This is a genomic window from Rhizobium sp. P2_G9 (genome assembly GCF_056403475.1).
The window spans coordinates 1-17887 of sequence record NZ_JBFUFK010000006.1; the positions used below are offsets into that span (position 1 = coordinate 1).

The following is a 17887-nucleotide window of genomic DNA, read 5'->3' on the forward strand; positions in this document are numbered from 1 at the left end:
AGCGCCCGCGCGATCGGGGTTCTCTGCGATCATATCCATGAGGCCCTCCAAAGTTGGGATTGCAAACACGACTTTGATACAAGCCGTGGCGCTATCCACCCTCATGGAATCTTGTGGGGGAGATGGCCGGCAGGCCAGAGAGGGTCTTTGCCACATGCGAACACCTTCAGGGCGGCTGGAAGATGACTCAACGGTCACCAGGAGGGAAGGCCGTTCCGGCGGCTATTCAGCAAGTTTTTCAGGCGTCAAAGCCTGACGCGATGATAAGTCGCCAGATGCGCCGTCAGCGCCGCAACCTCATCACGCCGCCGCACTTCATCCCAGCCGAGCGCCTGCGCCGCGGCAACGGAGAGCTCGTCGATTGCCGCAGTCGTCATTCTGCCCTCGATCGCCAGCGTCGTCCGGCGCATGACGAGATCGGCAAGATGGACCACCATTTCCGACCGCGCCAGCCAGGCGACTTCAACGGCGCTGAAATCCGGCAGATGGGTGAGCGGCGCATCATTTCCGGCATCCGGCAGATGGGCGACGAACTGATCTGCCGTTGTGCCGTAACGGCTGAGCAAGGCTTCCACCCGTTCGGCAGTCAGGCCGCTTTGCTTCGACCTTTTAGACACCCAGCGGCGGCGCGCGGCCGGATCGGTCGGGAAATCGCGGCCGCCCCCGATCGGCAAGGTCTGCGTGCTCTGGATTCGCTTTTTGCTTAGCCGGCTTATCAGACTATCAGCGACCTCTTCCGCAAAACCACGGAACGTGGTCCATTTGCCGCCGACCAGCGAGACCAAAGCAAAAGGCCGCCCCTCCTCCGGTTCGAATGCCGGCGAGGAATGATCGCGGCTGATCAGCCCTGGCTCGCTTGCATCCGAGGCCGGCAGCGGTCGGATGCCGCTATAGGCATAAACGATCTGATCGCGGCCAAAGCTCAGCCGCGGCAGCAGCGATTTCAGGCTTTCGAGGAAATAATCGATCTCGTCTTCCTCGCATTTCACCGTATCGGGATTGTCTGCTTTGATATCTGTAGAGCCGACGAGTGCGAGACCGAAGGCCTCGTAGACCAGGCAGATGCGGCCGTCATCGGCTTCGAAATAGATCATCCGGCCTTTGAGGCTTTTCACCAGCTCAGGATGGTCGAGCAGGATATGCGAGCCCTTGGTGCCGCCGACCAGTTTTTTGTCGACGCCAAGCGTGGCATTGACATGATCGATCCACGGGCCAGCGGCGTTGACGACGACCTGGGCTTTGGCGAGACGAAGCGAACCCACGCTGTTGCGAAGCCTGAGAACGCCACCATCCCGCCCTTCAAGGGTGACGAAATTTTCGGCGCGCGATTGCGGATTGGCGTCGAGCCCGTCCTTGACCAGTTCCCAGACCAGCCGCTCCGGCCGGGTGATCCGAGCGTCGTAATAGATGCCGCCGGCGACGATGCGCGGCGTCACTTCCGGCATTTCCCTGAGTGCCGCTTGCCGGAACAGGAACTGGTGCTTCGGCATGACGCGATGACGGGCACCATAGATATCGTAGAGGGCCAGCCCGATCTTGATGAGCAAGGCTCCACGGCTGCGCGGCGCGGTCGTCGAGCCGAACAGCGTGCGCAGCGCTGCCCATACTCCCTTCATCAGCGAGAAGGACGGGATGAACGTCGGCAGCGGCTCGACGCAATGCGGCGCATTCTTGAGCAGGAGATTACGCTCCAGTGTCGACTGCGACACGAGGCCGAACTCACCCGTCTCCAGATATTTGATGCCGCCATGGATGAGCCGTGACGGCGCTGCACTGGTGCCCGAGCCGAAATCTGCCTTATCGACGATCAGGCAGTTGACGCCCTGCAGGCTGAGTTCCCGGAACAGCCCGGCGCCATTGACGCCGGCGCCCAGGATAATGACATCATATTCCTCCACCAGGTCCGGCGCATTTCCTCCCGTCTTGCCGGCCTGGACGTCACTGTCGATTGCTTGCATCATTTCATTCCTGTGCTGAACCCAGCATCTGCAGCTTTCGCCACAGGGGTTTCATCGTCTCGGCGAGTTCGAGGAAAACGGCGTATTTCTCGTCGTAGGTTTTTTGGCGCGCAGCGTCGGGATAATAAGTCGTTTCCAGCGCTTCGAGATTGCGCGGATCGGCTGTCGGCTCGGCAAACAGGCCAGCGCCGACGCCAGCGCAGAGCGCCGCGCCCCAGGCTGCCGCCTCTTCCGTCCTGGTCGCGGTGACGGGCAGGCCGAGAATATCGGCAAACAGGCCGGCCAAAGCGGGATTGCGGGATATGCCGCCGGTCAGCCGTGCGGATTTGGGTCTAAAACCATCCAGCAGCGCATCGACATGAATGCGGTGGTTGAAGGCAATGCCTTCGAGCACGGCACGCACCATGTCGCCGCGATCATGCCAGGCATTGATGCCGAAGAAACCGGCGCTCGACGCGCCGCCGAAGGGCGAGCCGAACAGGTAGGGATGGAAGAGCACGCTCGACGGTTTTTTGCGCGCGCGCTCGAATTCCTCACCGAGTATGGTGTGGATGCTGGTTCCTGAGGATTCGGCCTCACGGCTTTCGCGGGCGCAGAGCTGATCGATGAACCAGTCGTAATTCGCCGTCGATGCGGGCGAGATCGACATATTGTTCCACTCGCCGGGCAATATGCCGTTGCGGCAGAACCAGCGGCCGTCGACTTTGGGATGGTCCGATACAGTCTCATTGATCGAATAGGTGCCCGCAATCACCGCGACGACATCCTTGCGGTAACCGCCAATGCCGAGCGCCGAGGCGGTCACGTCATGCAGGCCGGCAACGACAGGCGTGCTTTCCGCCAGACCGGACAGCCGCGCCGCGTTAGCCGTGACACGACCGACAATCTCGGTGGAGACGGCCATCGACGGCTTTTTGCCCGCAAGTTCATCCAAGCCAAACAGCCGGAAAGCATCGTCGGTGAAAGCCTGGGTGCCGACATCCGTGAAAGACGTGCTGGCTTCGGTCCGATCCGTGCCGATCGTGCCGGAAAGGCAATAGACCAGCCAATCCTTGGCGGCGATGAAATGGGCAATCTTGCCGTAGCGATCCGGCTCGTTCTGCTTGATCCAGCGCAGAATGGCGGAGGGGGCCGAGGCATGCGGGCGCTGCCCGGTCAGTGTCAGCGATAGCGCCCCGACTTCACCGGCATTCCAGTCATCGGCGATGTCGCCGGAGCGCGTATCGAGCGAGACGATCGCGTTGCCGAGTGGCCGGCCGGCGCCATCGAGAAGATAGATACCATCCCCATGTGCCGTTGCCGCCACGGCGACGATATCCGTTGCCGGGCGTCCGCTGGCCGTGATCGCTTCGTGGATGGCTTCGGCCGTTGCGGCCCACATGCCATCCATATCGCGCTCGACATGACGCGGCTTCGGGATCAGTTGCGGCACGCGCCGGCGGGCGACGGACAGCACCGCGCTATCGGCATCAAACACGACCGCCTTGGTCATGGTCAGCCCACTGTCTATACCCAGGATGCAGGGCATTTGCGCCTCCATTCAGTAGCGAATGAAGCCCCGCGGATCCTAGATCGCCGCGAAACTTCAGAGCGGACGCTCGCCCTCCGCCACGACGACCTTGATCCCCTTGGCGCGCATGCGCGACAGATGGGCGATCGGAATGTCCTCGTCGACGATGACGGCGTCGAATTCCTCGAGTGCGGCGAACCGGTGCAGCGCCCGCCGCTCGAACTTGGTGTGGTCGGCCAGCAGAACACGCCGTTGCGCGCATTCAAACATTGCCCGCTTGGTCTCCACCGTGTCCGGCGACTGGTGGAAGACGATGTCGTCGATGATCGCCGACAGCGACATGAACACGGTATCGGCCCGCATGCGGCGAATCTCGTTGATGGTGATATGGCCCATGAAGGCATTGCACCAATTGTAGAACTGGCCGCCGAGACAGATGAGGTTCAGGTCGTTGATGTCCTTGAGATCGTTGATCAGGACGAGCGAATTGGTGATCACCGTCAGCGGCACCTTGGCCGGCAGCAGGCCCGCCATTTCATGCACGGTCGTGGCGTCATCGAGGAAGATCGCCTGGCCGGGTTCGACGAAATTCATCGCGGCTCTGGCAATCGCCTTCTTCTCCTTCGGCTGGCGGGTGGCGCGGTAGGCGTCACTCGATTCGATCAGACTGGTCGGGGCAGCGGAGACGATTCCACGCGTCTTGCGGAACAGGCCGCGGTTGACAAGATCATCGACGTCGCGATGCGCCGTCATCAGGCTGATGCCGAAACGTTCGGTCAGATCCTCGATGCGCAGCGAGCCTTCGGCGATCACAGTCTCGGCAATCAATTGCCGCCTTACCAGCTGGCGGGCATGCCGGCTGTCGCTCGGCAATTCCTCTGAGAGAAGGTCCTTGACATCCACTTTCCTGTTCACGATCGCCCCTGTCTTGAAATCGAGGATGAACCGTCTCGTATCTCGGATCGAGCGCCAAGGCAAAGGCCGCAGGCCAGGCCTCGGGATGCACGCGAAATCAAGAAAACCTGTCGTGGCGGCGAAGGTGGGAGCGCCGGCAAACCGGCGCTCCCCAAGTCGAAATCACTGGCTGAGCGTGAAGGGGCCAGTGTACTTGTCGATATTGTCCTTGGTGATCAAGAGGCAGTCGAAGAGCTGCTTTTCGTGATCGACGCCAGTCTTACCGGTCTTGATGAAGTTGTCGGCCTGCTTGACCGCTTCCGCGGAGAACACGGCGACCGGCTGGAGGACGGTATACTGCATCTCGCCCGCCTTGATCGCGGCGACCGCGTCCGGCGAACCGTCGAAACCACCGACCTTAACCTGCGACAGCTTGCCGGCTTCCTTCAGCGCGGCGATCGCGCCCAGCGCCATTTCGTCATTGCCGGAGATCACGCCGACGATGTCGGGGTGAGCCTGGAACATGGACTGCATCTTGTCATGGCCCTTGGTGCGATCCCAATCCGCCACTTCCTTGGCGACCTTCTTCAGGTCCGGATACTGCGTCAGCACGGTTTCGTAGCCGTTCGAACGGGTTGCGGCATTGTTGTCGGCCGGGTTGCCGAACAGTTCGGCGTAGTTGCCCTTGTCGCCGATCGCTTCGACCCATTGCTGCGCACCGATGGCGGCACCCTGGGCGTTGTTGGAAACGAGCTGCGCCTTGGCGAGGCCTTCCTGGTTGATTTCAGCGTTGACGAGGAAGACCGGGATATTGGCCGCGACCGCCTTCTTGACCGCACCGACCGAACCGTCGGCATTGGCCGGATCGAGAATGATGGCGACCGATTTGTTGGTGATCGCGGTGTCGATCAGGTTGCTTTCGGTATTGGTGTCACCCTTGTGGGCGGCGACATTGGCGGAGTAGCCGAGCTTTTCGGCGGTTGCCTTGGCAACCTGGCCTTCCGTCAGCCAATACGGATTGGCCGGATCGGTGACGATGATGGAGATCAGTCCGCCGGCCCAGGCGCTGCTGACCAGCAATGGGGCAACTGCGGCGGCGGCCAAAAGTACGCGCATTCCTCTTCTGAACATAGTCTCACTCCCTTTTTGATGAGCTCAGATTGTGCCGGTTTCCGGCCATGCTTGCTGCGGCCGGCCGTTGACCGGACCGCAGCGAAGTTCCATTCAGTCGCTGCCTGCCGTCAGCGGCGACTGTATTTGATGCTGTTGAGCAGGACCGCGAGCACGATCACCGCACCTGTGAAGACCGTCTGCCAGTAGGCGGAGACACCGACGATCACGAGACCGTCCGAGAGAAAACCGATGACGAAGGCGCCAAGCATGGTGCCGACCACCGTGCCGCGGCCGCCGGTCAGCGCCGCACCGCCGATGACGACAGCGGCGATCGCGGTCAGTTCGTAGGAGCCGCCGGCGGTGGGGCCGGCCGAGGTCAACTGGGAGGACAGGACCAGGCCGGCCACCGCCGCGCAGATGCCGGAAAGCACGTAGACGGTGATTTTGACGCGCTTGACCGGCACACCGGACAGTTCAGCGGCACGCTCATTGCCGCCCGAAGAGTAGAGCCAGCGGCCGAAAGCGGTGCGCGACAGCAGGATGGCGGCGATCATGGCGAAGACGGCAAGCGTGATGACGCCGATCGGCACGCCGCCCAGCCGGTTGAAGCCGAGCCAGTCGAAGCCGGTATTGCCAAGTTCCGGACGACCGCCGAGGCTATTGTAGGTCAGGCCGCTGGTTATCAAGAGCGCAATGCCGCGCGCCACATAGAGGACGCCCAGCGTGGCGACGAAAGCCGGCACCTTGAGATAGGCGATCAGCACGCCGTTGACCGCGCCGACGATGGCGCCGAGCAGGCAGGTGAGGATGACGACGACCCAGACCGGCGGATAGAGGATGACGCCGAACTGCTGGATCATCACCCCCTGCATCAGGAAGCCGGCGATAACGCCCGACAGGCCGAGCGTCGAGCCTACGGAGAGGTCAATGCCGCCGTTAAGGATCACCAGCAGCATGCCGATGGCAAGCAGGCCGTAGATCGCGACATGCGAGGCCATGATCAGGAAATTGCTGAGCGTGAAATAGTTCGGCGACAGGAAGGAGAAGACGGCGACGATGACAATCAGCGCAAAGAAAGCGCGACCGTCGAACAGGCGTTCGATCAGGCCCTTCTTGCGCCTGCCGGCCGAAACGGCGGCTTTGCTGTCGGATGCTGTTGTGACTGCCATGCTGATCGCCCCTCCACCCAGGCTAGTGTGTGACCACAGCTTCGCCCGAAGCAGCCATGATTTGTTCCTTGGTCGCGTCAGGACCGAATTCCGCCGAGATGCGCCCGCGCCGCATGACGATGATGCGGTGGGCGATGCTCAGGCACTCGCCGACTTCCGACGTGGTGTAGATGACGGCCAGACCGGTCCTGGCGCGCCCGGCCAGCAGCCGGAAGACTTCGGCCTTGGCGCCGATGTCAATGCCGCGGCTCGGCTCGTCCAGCAGCATCACTTCGGGCTCCGTCGCCAGCATCTTGCCGATCACGACCTTCTGCTGGTTGCCGCCCGATAGAGACCCGATCGGCGCTGCGCCGCCGTCGGTCTTGATATGAACCTTCTGGATGGACTCGCCGACCAGTCCCGCCTCGCGCGTCAAAGAAGTGAAGAGACCGCGGGTAAAGGCGCCGAGACTGGCAAGCGACAGGTTCTTACCCACGCTCATGGTCTGCACCAGACCGTCGCGCTGCCGGTCCTCCGGTACCAGGACGAGACCATCCTGGATGCATTGCGCGATCGATTGGCCGGTGATGTCGCGGCCTTTAAGCAGCACTTTGCCCGCTGTCGAACGCAGCTTGCCAGCCACGGATTCCAGCAATTCGGTGCGCCCGGCGCCCATCAGTCCGTAGATGCAGACGATCTCGCCGGCGCGAACGGAGAGCGACAGCTTGTCGACGACCGAGAAATGCGCGCCCGAGGGGTCGGGCACCGTCAGGCCCTCGATCGAAAGCGCCACGTCGCCCATCTGATAGCCCGTCGGCGGCGAGCCGAGGTCGAAATTGTCGCCGACCATGTGCCGGACGATCCATTCGAGATCGATATCCTTGCGCTCGGCATAGGCGGTCATCGTGCCGTCACGCAGCACCACGGCATGATGAGTAATCTGCAGCGCTTCTTCGAGATGATGCGAGATATAGACGATGGAGACGCCGCGGCTGGTGAGGTCGCGGATCACCTTGAACAGCACCTCGACTTCCGTCGCCGACAGCGCCGAGGTCGGCTCGTCCATGATCAGGATGCGCGAATTGACCGACAGCGCTCGGGCGATCTCGACGATCTGCTGCTGGCCGAGGCGCAGATCCTCGACCTTGGTCAGCGGATCGATATTCTCTTCCAACTCCTTCATCAAAAGCCGCGTCTGCCGCTCTTCCTCTGCGAAATCGACGCCGGTCGGCGTGGTGATCTCGCGGCCCATGAAGATATTGTCACGCACATTCATGTTGGGCGCGAGGCTGAGTTCCTGATGGATAATGGAAATGCCGTGATCGCGGGCTTGGGAGGATGACGCGAACGCGATCTGCTGGCCATCGAGGATGATGTCGCCTGATGTCGGCGGCACGACGCCTGAGAGGATTTTCATTAGGGTCGATTTGCCGGCACCGTTCTCTCCAAACAACGTCGTCACCTGGCCACGATGGATGTCGAAATTGACGCCCTTCAGCGCATGGATACTGCCATAGGACTTGGCGACATTGCGCGCGGCCAGCACGACTTCACCCCTTTGTCCGTTTTCGACGACCTCGCTCATTTGACGTCGAACCTCACCGGCGTGACAATCCAGTTCTTCGGATTGATCAGCTTGAAGACGCCGACGACGCTGACCGTCTTGCCGGTCAGAGTATTGGGATCGATGCCGGCGAGAATCTTTTTCTTGACCTCGTTGTTGATGGCCGAGCCGGCATCCTGGTATTCGATCTGGTTGGTGAACTGGCCGAACTGGATCTTGCCGGTCGCATCGCGCAGATCCGTGCCGTTCAGCGCCGGGCCGGTCTGGACTCGGACGGTGATCTCCGGCGGCAGGCCGTCGATCTTGAACGTGTTGAAATTCGACTTGCGCTCGCCGACGACGCCAGTGAACGAGACCGGAAGGACAGGACCGGTCGATGTCGCCACGCCATATTTCGCGCCCGCGGCCTTCTTGTCGGCCGTAACAGCCTTGGCAAGATCAGCCGCGGGGACCGCACGCTTCTCGACATCCGCCTTGATCTCGGGGAACTGCTTCTCGCCAAAGCTTTCGGGCGAGAATTTCTGCTCGCGCACGTCATGCACCGAACCGATCTTCACCACCGTCGTATCGAGCGCCATGGCCGCGACCAGAACCACCACGGCGGCGATGCCGATCCAGCGATGGGTCTTGGAAGACGCAGTAAATTTTCGTTTGGCGTTGTCAGTCATGTCTAGGGCGACCGTGGGTGTGACGAGGTTGTCGAGGCGCATTCCGGAGGACGTCAGTTTCGGTGTCGCTCGCGATCCGGCACACACATAGCTTTGCGTGACGGCCAGACGCGCGCTCGGTTTGGGCACGGCCACGTGCCCGGTCTCTGGCAAAGCTCCACGATGTCCTCCCATCGAATATACCGGGCCTGTCTCCTCGACTCGCCCGACACGGCAGATGCATATGATGCTGCACTGCGATATATACATGTTAGATGCAGCGAAAGATATGTTAAGTTATCATAGACTGTCAACGGGCGATTTCGAATTTTTTGCCGCTCATCTTATATGGCACGATCGCAAGCTCGGTTCTTTCTCCAGCCATTCTACGCCCATTTTTGCAGCTGCAAAATTCCTGAAACAGCTTCTTCGGCGCTGCAAAAATTTCCGCATAGATTCTTGGCAATCATTTAAATAATTGATTTTGAATATTTATATCCAGAACGCCCGATTCGTGCTCGCGTTCACATCTAAAATGTTCACCTGAAAGCCGAACCTACGTGAATTGTCCGCTTCAGAGCCTCGTCAGACTCTGGTCTTCCAATTTGCATCTCATCATATATGAAAAAAAATACGCAACTAGAAAAATTTTACGAGACATACGATAACTTTGTGATATCTTTTCTGGTGAAATTCGAGAGTGATATGTTATGTTGGCTACAGGACGGTTTTCGCCGCCTCCTGCAGCAGCTACGGTTGTCATGGACGCTATCGCTCCGCCGGCATATCTCGACGACCATGGGGAGGATGAAATGCTGTTTTCCAGGCAGTTCCTGTCTGCCTCGACGCTCGAATGCCCCAAGAAGGTGACGGCGTGACGGACGAGGCGGATCTGATCATCGGCATCGATGCCGGCACCTCCGTGATGAAGGCCGTCGCTTTCTCGACCTCGGGGCGACAGATCGCCAGCGCATCCGTGCGCAATTCCTACCATGTCGGCAACGGCGGCGCGGTCACGCAATCGCTCAACCAGACCTGGGCCGATTGTGTCCGCGCCTTGCTAATGCTGAAGGACAAGGTCGAGCGCCTCGCGCAACGGACGACCGCGATCGCCGTCACTGGCCAGGGCGACGGCACCTGGCTGGTCGGCGCGGAAAACAAGCCCGTAACCGATGCCTGGCTGTGGCTCGATGCTCGTGCTGCGCCGACGGTTGAGGAACTCGCAAACTCCGGAGCGGATCGCGCCCGCTTCGAAGCCACGGGTACCGGCCTCAACACTTGCCAGCAAGGCAGCCAGATGGCGCATATGCAACGCCATTGCCGCGATATCCTGGATCGCAGCGAAGCCGCTTTGCATTGCAAGGACTGGCTTTATCTCAACCTCACCGGCATGCGCGCCACCGATCCTTCCGAAGTGAGCTTCACCTTCGGCAATTTTCGCACCCGGCAGTATGACGATACGGTACTCGATGCGCTCGGCTTGCGACAGCGCCGGGCCTTGCTGCCCGATGTGATCGAGGGCACAGAAGTCACCCACCCACTGGCGGCGGAGGCCGCTGCCGCCTGCGGGCTCAAGGCCGGTACGCCTGTTTGCCTCGGCTATGTCGACATGGCGATGACGGCGCTCGGTGCCGGCGTCCGCAGCAGCTGCATGAACGCCGCCTGTTCCGCCATCGGTTCGACCGGGGTGCATCTGCTCGCCAAATCGGTGGAAGACGTGTTCCTGAACAACGAGCGGACGGGTTATGTCATCGCGCTGCCCATTCCCGGCATCGTCACCCAGGTGCAGACCAATATGGGCGCGACGATCAATCTCGACTGGCTGCTGCAAGTCGGCGCCGACCTGCTGGGCGAATTCGGCGTCGAGATCGAGCTGGGCGACATGATCCCGCGCGTCGACGCCTGGTTCGCAGCCAGCAAGCCGGGTGCAGTGGTCTATCATCCCTATATTTCCGAAGCCGGCGAACGCGGGCCGTTCGTCGATGCCAAGGCGCGCGCCAATTTCAGCGGGCTTTCCAGCCGGCATCGTTTCCCCGATCTCGTCCGGGCAGTCATCGAAGGCCTGGGCATGGCGACCTGCGATTGCTACTCCGCCATGGGGGCGCTGCCATCGGAGCTGCGCGTCAGCGGCGGTGCCGCGCGATCCGCAGCCTTGCGCAACACGCTGGCTGCCGCCATCGACGCGCCTGTGCGTGTCTCTTCGCGCGAGGAAGCCGGTGCCGCCGGCGCCTCGATGATGGCAGCCGTGGCGATCGGCGCCTATCGCAGCATGGATGATTGCATTGCCGATTGGGTGACACCGCATCTCGGCGCGGCCGAGCCGCCGGCTCCGGCTGATGTCGAGCGCATGGCGCGCTTGTTCGCCGCCTATGGCGAGATCCGCCGCGGTATAGCACCCGCTTGGGGCATCCTCGCCGGGCGCTGACAAATTTCGATTGATGCCTGGCCGGTCGCGCAAGCGATGCCGGGCGACAAGGAGACACGCATGACGCAAACCTACGATCTCTTCGTGATCGGCGGCGGTATCAATGGCGCCGGCATTGCCCGCGATGCGGCCGGCCGGGGCCTGTCGGTGGTACTTTGCGAGAAGGACGATCTTGCCGAGGGCACGTCGTCGCGGTCCGGCAAACTGGTGCATGGCGGCTTGCGCTATCTCGAATATTATGAGTTCCGGCTGGTACGCGAGGCGCTGATCGAGCGCGAAGTGCTGCTCAAGGCCGCGCCACACATCATCTGGCCGATGCGCTTCGTGCTGCCGCACAGCCCTGAGGATCGTCCGGCCTGGCTCGTGCGGTTGGGACTGTTTCTTTATGACCATCTCGGAGGCCGCAAGCGGCTGCCCGGCACCCGCACGCTCGATCTCCGCCGCGATCCTGAGGGCATTCCGATCCTCGACCAATATACGCGAGGCTTCGAATATTCCGATTGCTGGGTAGATGATGCCCGTCTCGTCGTGCTCAATGCCGTCGGTGCGGCGGAAAAGGGCGCCGTTGTGCTGACCCGCACACCGGCCGTTTCCGCCCGACGCGAAGGCAAGCTCTGGACGATCACGACCAGGAACAGCCTGACCGGCGAAACCGCGACCTACCAGGCTAAATGCCTGGTCAATTGCGCCGGCCCCTGGGTGTCTGACGTTATCGGCCGCGTCGCCGGTTCCAATTCCAGCCGCAATGTTCGCCTGGTCAAGGGCTCGCACATCATCGTCCCTAAATTCTGGCAGGGCGCCAATGCCTATCTTGTGCAGAACCACGACAAGCGGGTGATCTTCATCAACCCCTATGAGGGCGACAAGGCGCTGATCGGCACCACCGATATCGCCTATGAAGGCCGCGCCGAGGATGTCGCGGCGGACGAGAAAGAGATCGATTATCTGCTCGCCGCCGTGAACCGCTATTTCAAGGAAAAACTGCGCCGGCAGGACATTATCACGACATTCTCCGGCGTCCGGCCGCTGTTCGACGACGGCAAGGGCAATCCTTCGGCAGTGACGCGCGACTATGTCTTCGACCTCGACGAAACCGCCGGTGCGCCGCTGCTCAATGTCTTCGGCGGCAAGATCACTACGTTTCGCGAACTGGCCGAACGCGGCATGCAGCGGCTCAAGCATATTTTCCCTGATATGGGTGACAACTGGACGGAGCATGCGCCGCTGCCAGGCGGCGACATGCCAAATGCCGACTACGAGACTTTCGCCAACAGCCTGCGCGACGCCTATCCCTGGATGGGCCGCACGCTGTTGCATCACTATGGCCGGCTCTACGGCACCCGCGCCAAAGACGTTATCGGCCGGCCCCTCAGTCTGGAAGGCTTGGGGCGTCACTTCGGCGGCCAGTTCTACGAGGCCGAGGCGCGCTATTTAGCTGCCCATGAATGGGCGCAGACGGCCGACGACATCCTCTATCGCCGCACCAAGCATTATCTGCATCTGACGGAAGCCGAACGCGACCAGTTCCGCCAGTGGTTTTCCTCCAATCAGCTCGCTGCCGCCTGAGGAAGACCATGGCCCTGACGCTTTCGCTCAACACCAATCCGCTGGTGAACCGCTTCGCCGATCCGGACGACCTGATCGATACCGTGGCGCGTGACCTCAGGCTGCGCGATTTGCAGCTGACGCATGAATTCATCAACCCGAGCTGGCCAGCTTCGACCATCCGTCCCCTGACCCGGCAGATGCGGGCCGCACTCGACCGCACCGGCGTGCGCGTCACCTCAGGCATGACCGGCCCCTATGGCCGGCTCAATCATTTCGGCCATCCCGATGCCGAGGTCCGGCGCTACTATATCGACTGGTTCAAGACCTTCGCCGACATCACCGGCGATCTCGGCGGCCATTCGGTCGGCACACAGTTCGCCATCTTCACCTACAGGGATTACGACGATCCAGCCCGGCGCGAAGAGCTGATCAGGATCGCCATCGATTGCTGGGCGGAAGTGGCCGAGCACGCCAAGGCGGCTGGCCTGTCCTATGTCTTCTGGGAGCCGATGAGTATTGGCCGCGAATTCGGGGAAACGATCGCCGAATGCATCGCCCTGCAGGACCGGCTGACGGCTGCGGACATGGCCGTGCCGATGTGGATGATGGCCGATATCGACCACGGAGATGTCACTTCGGCCAATCCCGATGACTACGACCCCTATGCCTGGGCGCGCGCGGTCCCAAAAGTCTCACCGATCATCCATATCAAGCAAAGCCTGATGGACAAGGGCGGTCATCGGCCGTTCACCACCGAGTTCAACGCCAAGGGCCGTATTCATCCCGCCCCTTTGCTCAAGGCTTTTGCCGAAGGCGGTGCGGTGGACAATGAAATCTGCCTGGAACTGTCTTTCAAGGAAAGGGAGCCCAACGATCGGCAGGTCATCCCGCAAATCGCTGAAAGCGTGGCCTTCTGGGCGCCGCATATCGATACCGGCGCGAGTGATCTCAAGATTTAAGGATCGAGCGGATGGAAACCAAGGCAACGCTGACCCTTCGAGGGCCCATTCCGCTTCGCGTCGTGGGACGCCTCAGGGTGAGGGAGAATGGGGTGCTCGCTGTGCCACAAGCACGCTTGCAGCAAGGGGAGATTGAGGCACCTGCACTGCCACACTCTCGACCTCACCCTGAGGTGCCCTATGACGCGAAGCGGAATAGGGCCTCGAAGGGTCCATCCCAAGCACAACGAAAAAGCCGCTGCGCTACGAGCCACCTTCTCCCCAATGGGAGAAGAGCAAAGGCGCTGGCCTCACAACGAAGCCAATGCTTGCAATGTCGAAAGACAGACAGTTATCCGTCTTGCCTTCAACGCATGTCCGGAGCCTCCTACGATGAATGACAATGACGACTCCCTCGCCGTGAGAGCGGCCTGGCTCCACTATGTCGGCGGCTTTACGCAATCGGCCGTGGCCAAGCGGCTGGGCGTGCCCTCGGTGAAGGCGCATCGTCTGATCGCTAAGGCGGTGGCCGACGGGATCGTCAAGGTCAGCATCGACGGCGATATTTCCGAATGCGTCAATCTCGAAGTGGATCTGTCGACGCGCTACGGGCTCAAATATTGTGAGGTAGCGCCGGATGTGGATGAGGACGGCCTGGCGCTGACGACGCTCGGCCATGCCGGCGCCAGCTTCCTGCGCCGGGAGATCGAGCGTGACGACGTGCAGGTGATCGGCCTCGGCCATGGCCGGACGCTGTCCGCCGTGGTTCACTACCTGCCGCGCATCACCGCGGGCGCCACCCGCTTCGTGTCGCTGCTTGGCGGCCTGACGCGCAATTACGCCGCCAATCCCTATGATGTCATGCATCGCCTGGCGGCGAAAACCAGCTCGCAGGCCTATGTCATGCCAGTGCCTTTCTTCGCCAATACGGTCGAGGACCGGGAAGTGCTGCTGTCGCAGCGCGGCGTCAGAGATGTGTTCGATCTGGCCGATGCTGCCGACCTCAAGATCGTCGGTATCGGCACGGTCGACAGCCAGGCGCATCTGGTGACCTCGGGCATGCTGGAACCGGACGAGCTCGCGGAAATCGCAGCCCTTGGCGGTGTCGGTGAAATGCTCGGCCATTTCTTCGATCGCAGGGGCCGGATTCTCGAAACTTCGGTGACGGCGCGGACGCTCGCTGCATCTTTCCTGGAGACCCGCGACGACAGGATCGTGGCGATCGCCGGCGGGCCAGTCAAAACCGAAGCCATTCGCGCTGTTTTGCACAGCAACAAGCTGCATGGCTTGATTACCGACGAAAGAACAGCGAAAGCATTGCTGGCAGGGTGATTATACCATCACCACATGATATGACGCGTCGAATGCATGTGGCAACGGAGACGAATGGATGAGCGCTGAGCGCAAAGCCTGGATTGGCACGAGCTGGAAGATGAACAAGACTTTCGCTGAGGCGAAGGCATTCGCGGACGCGCTTGTGGCTGCAGATGCAGCGCGCGATCCGCGCATCCAGCGTTTCGTGATCCCGCCCTTCACGGCCGTGCGGGAGGTCAAGGCGATTCTGGCCGGCGCATCCGTCAAGGTCGGGGCGCAGAACATGCATTGGGCCGATCAAGGCGCCTGGACCGGTGAGGTCTCGCCAGTGATGCTTAAGGATTGCAATCTCGACATTGTCGAGCTCGGCCATTCCGAGCGGCGCGAATTTTTTGGCGAGACGGATGAAACGGTCGGCCTGAAGACGGAAGCCGCGGTCCGGCATGGGCTGATCCCGCTGATCTGCATCGGCGAGACGCTTGCCGACCGCGAGGGCGGCCGTGCTGCGGAGGTTCTGGCGCGCGAAGTGCGCGGCGCGCTTGGAAAATTGAGCGGCGAGCAGAAGAAGGCGGAAATCCTGCTCGCCTATGAGCCCGTCTGGGCGATCGGCGAAAAGGGCATTCCGGCCACGGCCGACTATGCCGATGCCCGTCAGGCCGAAATCATCGCTGTCGCGGAAGAGGTGCTCGGCCGCCGCATCCCATGCCTCTATGGCGGCTCGGTCAATCCCGAGAACTGCGAAGAGCTGATCGCATGCCCGAATATCGACGGGCTGTTTATCGGCCGCTCGGCCTGGAAGGTCGAGGGCTACCTGGGCATCCTGGCGCGATGCGCCGCGAAACTCTGAAGGAGAAAGTCATGAAACTTGCTGTTGCCGGTGACAGTGCGGGCGAAGGCCTCGCAAAAATCCTCGCCGAACATCTGAAGGACAAGCACGAGGTGCATGAAGTGTCGCGCACCGATGCCGGCCCGGATGCCTTTTACGCCAACATCGCCGACCGGGTCGGTTCGGCGGTCCTGGCCGGCGAATATGACCGCGCCATCCTCGTCTGCGGCACCGGCATCGGCGTCTGCATCTCGGCCAATAAGGTGCCGGGCATCCGCGCAGCATTGACCCACGACACCTATTCGGCTGAACGTGCGGCGCTGTCGAACAATGCCCAGATCATCACCATGGGCTCGCGCGTCATCGGCCCGGAACTGGCGAAGAGCATCGCCGACGCCTATCTGGCGCAGACGTTTGACGAAAACGGTCGCTCGGCCGGCAATGTCCAGGCGATCAACGCGGTCGACGCGAAGTACAAGGCGAAGTGACGTGGAACGACGAAGCGGGGCCAGAGCCTCGCTTCGTTTCAACAGGCTGTGGCCAGAGCCTTCGCAGGCTGACAGCGAGGGCTCGACATCAGTTTTGCTTGCCGCTGCGGATCATCGAGAAATAATCATCTCCGCCGACCTGGCCGCCCTTGAGGGCGATCTGTAATCCGTCCGCGCCGCCGCCATGCGCGATGCAGAGCGGCGAACCGGGCGTCTGTGGCAGCGGCATGGTCAGTGTCAGTGCTGAGATACCCATCTCGCCCAGCGCGTGGCTCGACGTATCGCCGCCGGCGACCACGGCGCGTTTCAGGCCTGCGCGCGCCACCAGTTCACGCTGGATGCGGCCGAGCGCCTTGCCGATGCGATGCCGGGCACCAGCGGACGTGTCGATCTCGCCGCCGCGATCGGCAGCCGGGCCGAGCGCCGTATAGAGAATGACGCTGCGGCCGGCCGATAGAACGGCGATACCGGCATCGATGGCCCTGGTGATTTCATCGTCACTGGCAGCCAGCGCGACCGGATCGAGCGGGATGCCATCGAAGCCATTGGCCAATGCATGGCGGATTTGTCGCTCCGTGGTCGGCGAGACGCTACCAGAGACGACCGCGATTTGATCAACCGCGCCGGCGTCGGAAAATTTCGGTTTTTCACCAATCAGGCCAGTCGCTCGCCAAGCCGGGATTAGAGCATATTCGACACCGGACGAGCCGCAGACGAAGCGGTTTTTCTCACGCAGCACGTTCCAGAGCAGATCACCTGCCGCGGCCTGCGTGGCCGCGTCGAGAACGTCGATCAGCAGTATGTCCGTCTCGACACCGGCCTGCTGCCTGGCGTCAGGCGTCAATACGGCGACATTGTCGATCGAGGCGGAAGCAAGGTTTGTCTGGCGCGCCAGGTGCTTCAAAATATCGGCCTCGTCCATCGGCGTGACCGGGTGTCGGCTCATCACCGGATGCCGATCGATGCGGTAGTTGCGTCCCTGGTAAGCGGCGAACAGATGGCCGAAAGCGGTGTAGCGGCGAATTTGCGGCGAACCGACGATCAATGGAACGACTGCCTCGCTGAACAACTTGCGCCCGATCTCGATGGCGCGGCCGATATTGCCGATTGCCGGGCTGGAATCGAAGGTGGAGCAAACCTTGTAGTGGCAGAGCCCGGCATTCAGCGTCTTCAGCCACTGGAACGCTTCAGTCAGATGCACATCCATCCACTCGGGCGTCTCGCTGCGGCTGGTCCCAGCAAGGCCGAAAGCTTGCGCGGTCGAGAAGCGGGACAGGAGCGACACGTCAGGCTGGCGAAGAAACAGCACCGTGTCGATGCCATTGGAGGCAAGCGCTTCCATCGCATCGGTCGAGCCGGTGAAATCGTCGCCGTAGAAACTGATCAATGGGGTGAACAAGGTCGTGTCTCGCTGTTGATGTTGTAGTTCAATTTCGCGTGCCATCTGATTGCAAATGGCGTTTTCACTCCTCACCAACTTCGGCCAAGGGTTCGCAAGTGCTCTCCCGGCCTTC

The 17887-nt window shown here is 61.5% G+C and carries 14 protein-coding genes; 6 read left to right on the forward strand and 8 right to left on the reverse strand.

The window, feature by feature from the left end; translation table 11 throughout:
- Window positions 1-245: 245 nt before the first annotated feature.
- From AC1DYF_RS06530 to AC1DYF_RS06560, 7 genes are all read right to left on the reverse strand, one after another.
- Window positions 246-1958, reverse strand: a complete 1713-nt coding sequence (locus tag AC1DYF_RS06530; protein WP_477875884.1) for a glycerol-3-phosphate dehydrogenase/oxidase — start codon at window positions 1956-1958, stop codon at window positions 246-248.
- 4 nt (window positions 1959-1962) lie between these two features.
- Window positions 1963-3486, reverse strand: a complete 1524-nt coding sequence (locus tag AC1DYF_RS06535; RefSeq protein ID WP_477875885.1) for an FGGY-family carbohydrate kinase — start codon at window positions 3484-3486, stop codon at window positions 1963-1965.
- Between the two features lie 57 nt (window positions 3487-3543).
- Entirely contained in the window at window positions 3544-4386 is an 843-nt protein-coding gene (locus tag AC1DYF_RS06540; protein WP_477876053.1) for a DeoR/GlpR family DNA-binding transcription regulator, read from the reverse strand.
- A 159-nt stretch (window positions 4387-4545) separates the two neighbouring features.
- Window positions 4546-5493 (reverse strand): substrate-binding domain-containing protein, encoded by a 948-nt coding sequence (locus AC1DYF_RS06545; protein WP_477875886.1) that lies wholly within the window; start codon window positions 5491-5493, stop codon window positions 4546-4548.
- Between the two features lie 110 nt (window positions 5494-5603).
- The gene (locus tag AC1DYF_RS06550) at window positions 5604-6644 is read right to left on the reverse strand and encodes an ABC transporter permease (protein ID WP_477875887.1); all 1041 of its coding nucleotides are present in this window, start codon (window positions 6642-6644) and stop codon (window positions 5604-5606) included.
- Window positions 6645-6666: 22 nt separating this feature from the next.
- The gene (locus AC1DYF_RS06555) at window positions 6667-8208 is read right to left on the reverse strand and encodes a sugar ABC transporter ATP-binding protein (RefSeq protein ID WP_477875888.1); all 1542 of its coding nucleotides are present in this window, start codon (window positions 8206-8208) and stop codon (window positions 6667-6669) included.
- Window positions 8205-8855 (reverse strand): DUF2291 family protein, encoded by a 651-nt coding sequence (locus AC1DYF_RS06560; protein ID WP_477876054.1) that lies wholly within the window; start codon window positions 8853-8855, stop codon window positions 8205-8207. The genes AC1DYF_RS06555 and AC1DYF_RS06560 overlap by 4 nt, the downstream gene beginning before the upstream one ends.
- A gap of 832 nt (window positions 8856-9687) precedes the next feature.
- Between AC1DYF_RS06560 and AC1DYF_RS06565 the strand changes: the two genes are divergently transcribed.
- The 6 genes from AC1DYF_RS06565 (at window position 9688) to derI (ending at window position 16373) form a co-directional block, all read left to right on the forward strand.
- The gene (locus tag AC1DYF_RS06565) at window positions 9688-11259 is read left to right on the forward strand and encodes an FGGY family carbohydrate kinase (protein WP_477875889.1); all 1572 of its coding nucleotides are present in this window, start codon (window positions 9688-9690) and stop codon (window positions 11257-11259) included.
- 60 nt (window positions 11260-11319) lie between these two features.
- Entirely contained in the window at window positions 11320-12825 is a 1506-nt protein-coding gene (locus tag AC1DYF_RS06570) for a glycerol-3-phosphate dehydrogenase (RefSeq protein WP_477875890.1), read from the forward strand.
- 8 nt (window positions 12826-12833) lie between these two features.
- Entirely contained in the window at window positions 12834-13766 is a 933-nt protein-coding gene (locus tag AC1DYF_RS06575; protein ID WP_477875891.1) for a sugar phosphate isomerase/epimerase family protein, read from the forward strand.
- Window positions 13767-14138: 372 nt separating this feature from the next.
- Entirely contained in the window at window positions 14139-15077 is a 939-nt protein-coding gene (locus AC1DYF_RS06580; protein ID WP_477875892.1) for a sugar-binding transcriptional regulator, read from the forward strand.
- A 58-nt stretch (window positions 15078-15135) separates the two neighbouring features.
- Window positions 15136-15906: a triose-phosphate isomerase gene (locus AC1DYF_RS06585; protein WP_477875893.1), complete on the forward strand. Its 771-nt coding sequence runs from the start codon at window positions 15136-15138 to the stop codon at window positions 15904-15906.
- A gap of 11 nt (window positions 15907-15917) precedes the next feature.
- Window positions 15918-16373 carry a D-erythrulose-4-phosphate isomerase gene (derI, locus tag AC1DYF_RS06590; RefSeq protein ID WP_477875894.1) on the forward strand — a complete coding sequence of 152 codons (456 nt, stop codon included), beginning with the start codon at window positions 15918-15920 and terminating at the stop codon, window positions 16371-16373.
- Between the two features lie 88 nt (window positions 16374-16461).
- Here derI and AC1DYF_RS06595 read toward each other — a convergent pair whose 3' ends face one another.
- A complete protein-coding gene (locus AC1DYF_RS06595) occupies window positions 16462-17772 on the reverse strand; it encodes a four-carbon acid sugar kinase family protein (RefSeq protein WP_477875895.1) in 1311 nt (436 codons plus the stop codon).
- Window positions 17773-17887: the final 115 nt, after the last annotated feature.

Bases quoted from the DNA above. Each gene is read 5' to 3' on its own strand.
- AC1DYF_RS06535 (WP_477875885.1), bottom strand. From the start codon at position 3,486: ATGCCCTGCATCCTGGGTATAGACAGTGGGCTGACCATGACCAAGGCG.
- AC1DYF_RS06560 (WP_477876054.1), bottom strand. From the start codon at position 8,855: ATGACTGACAACGCCAAACGAAAATTTACTGCGTCTTCCAAGACCCAT.
- AC1DYF_RS06545 (WP_477875886.1), bottom strand. From the start codon at position 5,493: ATGTTCAGAAGAGGAATGCGCGTACTTTTGGCCGCCGCCGCAGTTGCC.
- AC1DYF_RS06575 (WP_477875891.1), top strand. From the start codon at position 12,834: ATGGCCCTGACGCTTTCGCTCAACACCAATCCGCTGGTGAACCGCTTC.
- AC1DYF_RS06580 (WP_477875892.1), top strand. From the start codon at position 14,139: ATGAATGACAATGACGACTCCCTCGCCGTGAGAGCGGCCTGGCTCCAC.
- AC1DYF_RS06565 (WP_477875889.1), top strand. From the start codon at position 9,688: ATGCCCCAAGAAGGTGACGGCGTGACGGACGAGGCGGATCTGATCATC.
- AC1DYF_RS06555 (WP_477875888.1), bottom strand. From the start codon at position 8,208: ATGAGCGAGGTCGTCGAAAACGGACAAAGGGGTGAAGTCGTGCTGGCC.
- AC1DYF_RS06570 (WP_477875890.1), top strand. From the start codon at position 11,320: ATGACGCAAACCTACGATCTCTTCGTGATCGGCGGCGGTATCAATGGC.
- AC1DYF_RS06585 (WP_477875893.1), top strand. From the start codon at position 15,136: ATGAGCGCTGAGCGCAAAGCCTGGATTGGCACGAGCTGGAAGATGAAC.
- derI (WP_477875894.1), top strand. From the start codon at position 15,918: ATGAAACTTGCTGTTGCCGGTGACAGTGCGGGCGAAGGCCTCGCAAAA.
- AC1DYF_RS06550 (WP_477875887.1), bottom strand. From the start codon at position 6,644: ATGGCAGTCACAACAGCATCCGACAGCAAAGCCGCCGTTTCGGCCGGC.
- AC1DYF_RS06530 (WP_477875884.1), bottom strand. From the start codon at position 1,958: ATGCAAGCAATCGACAGTGACGTCCAGGCCGGCAAGACGGGAGGAAAT.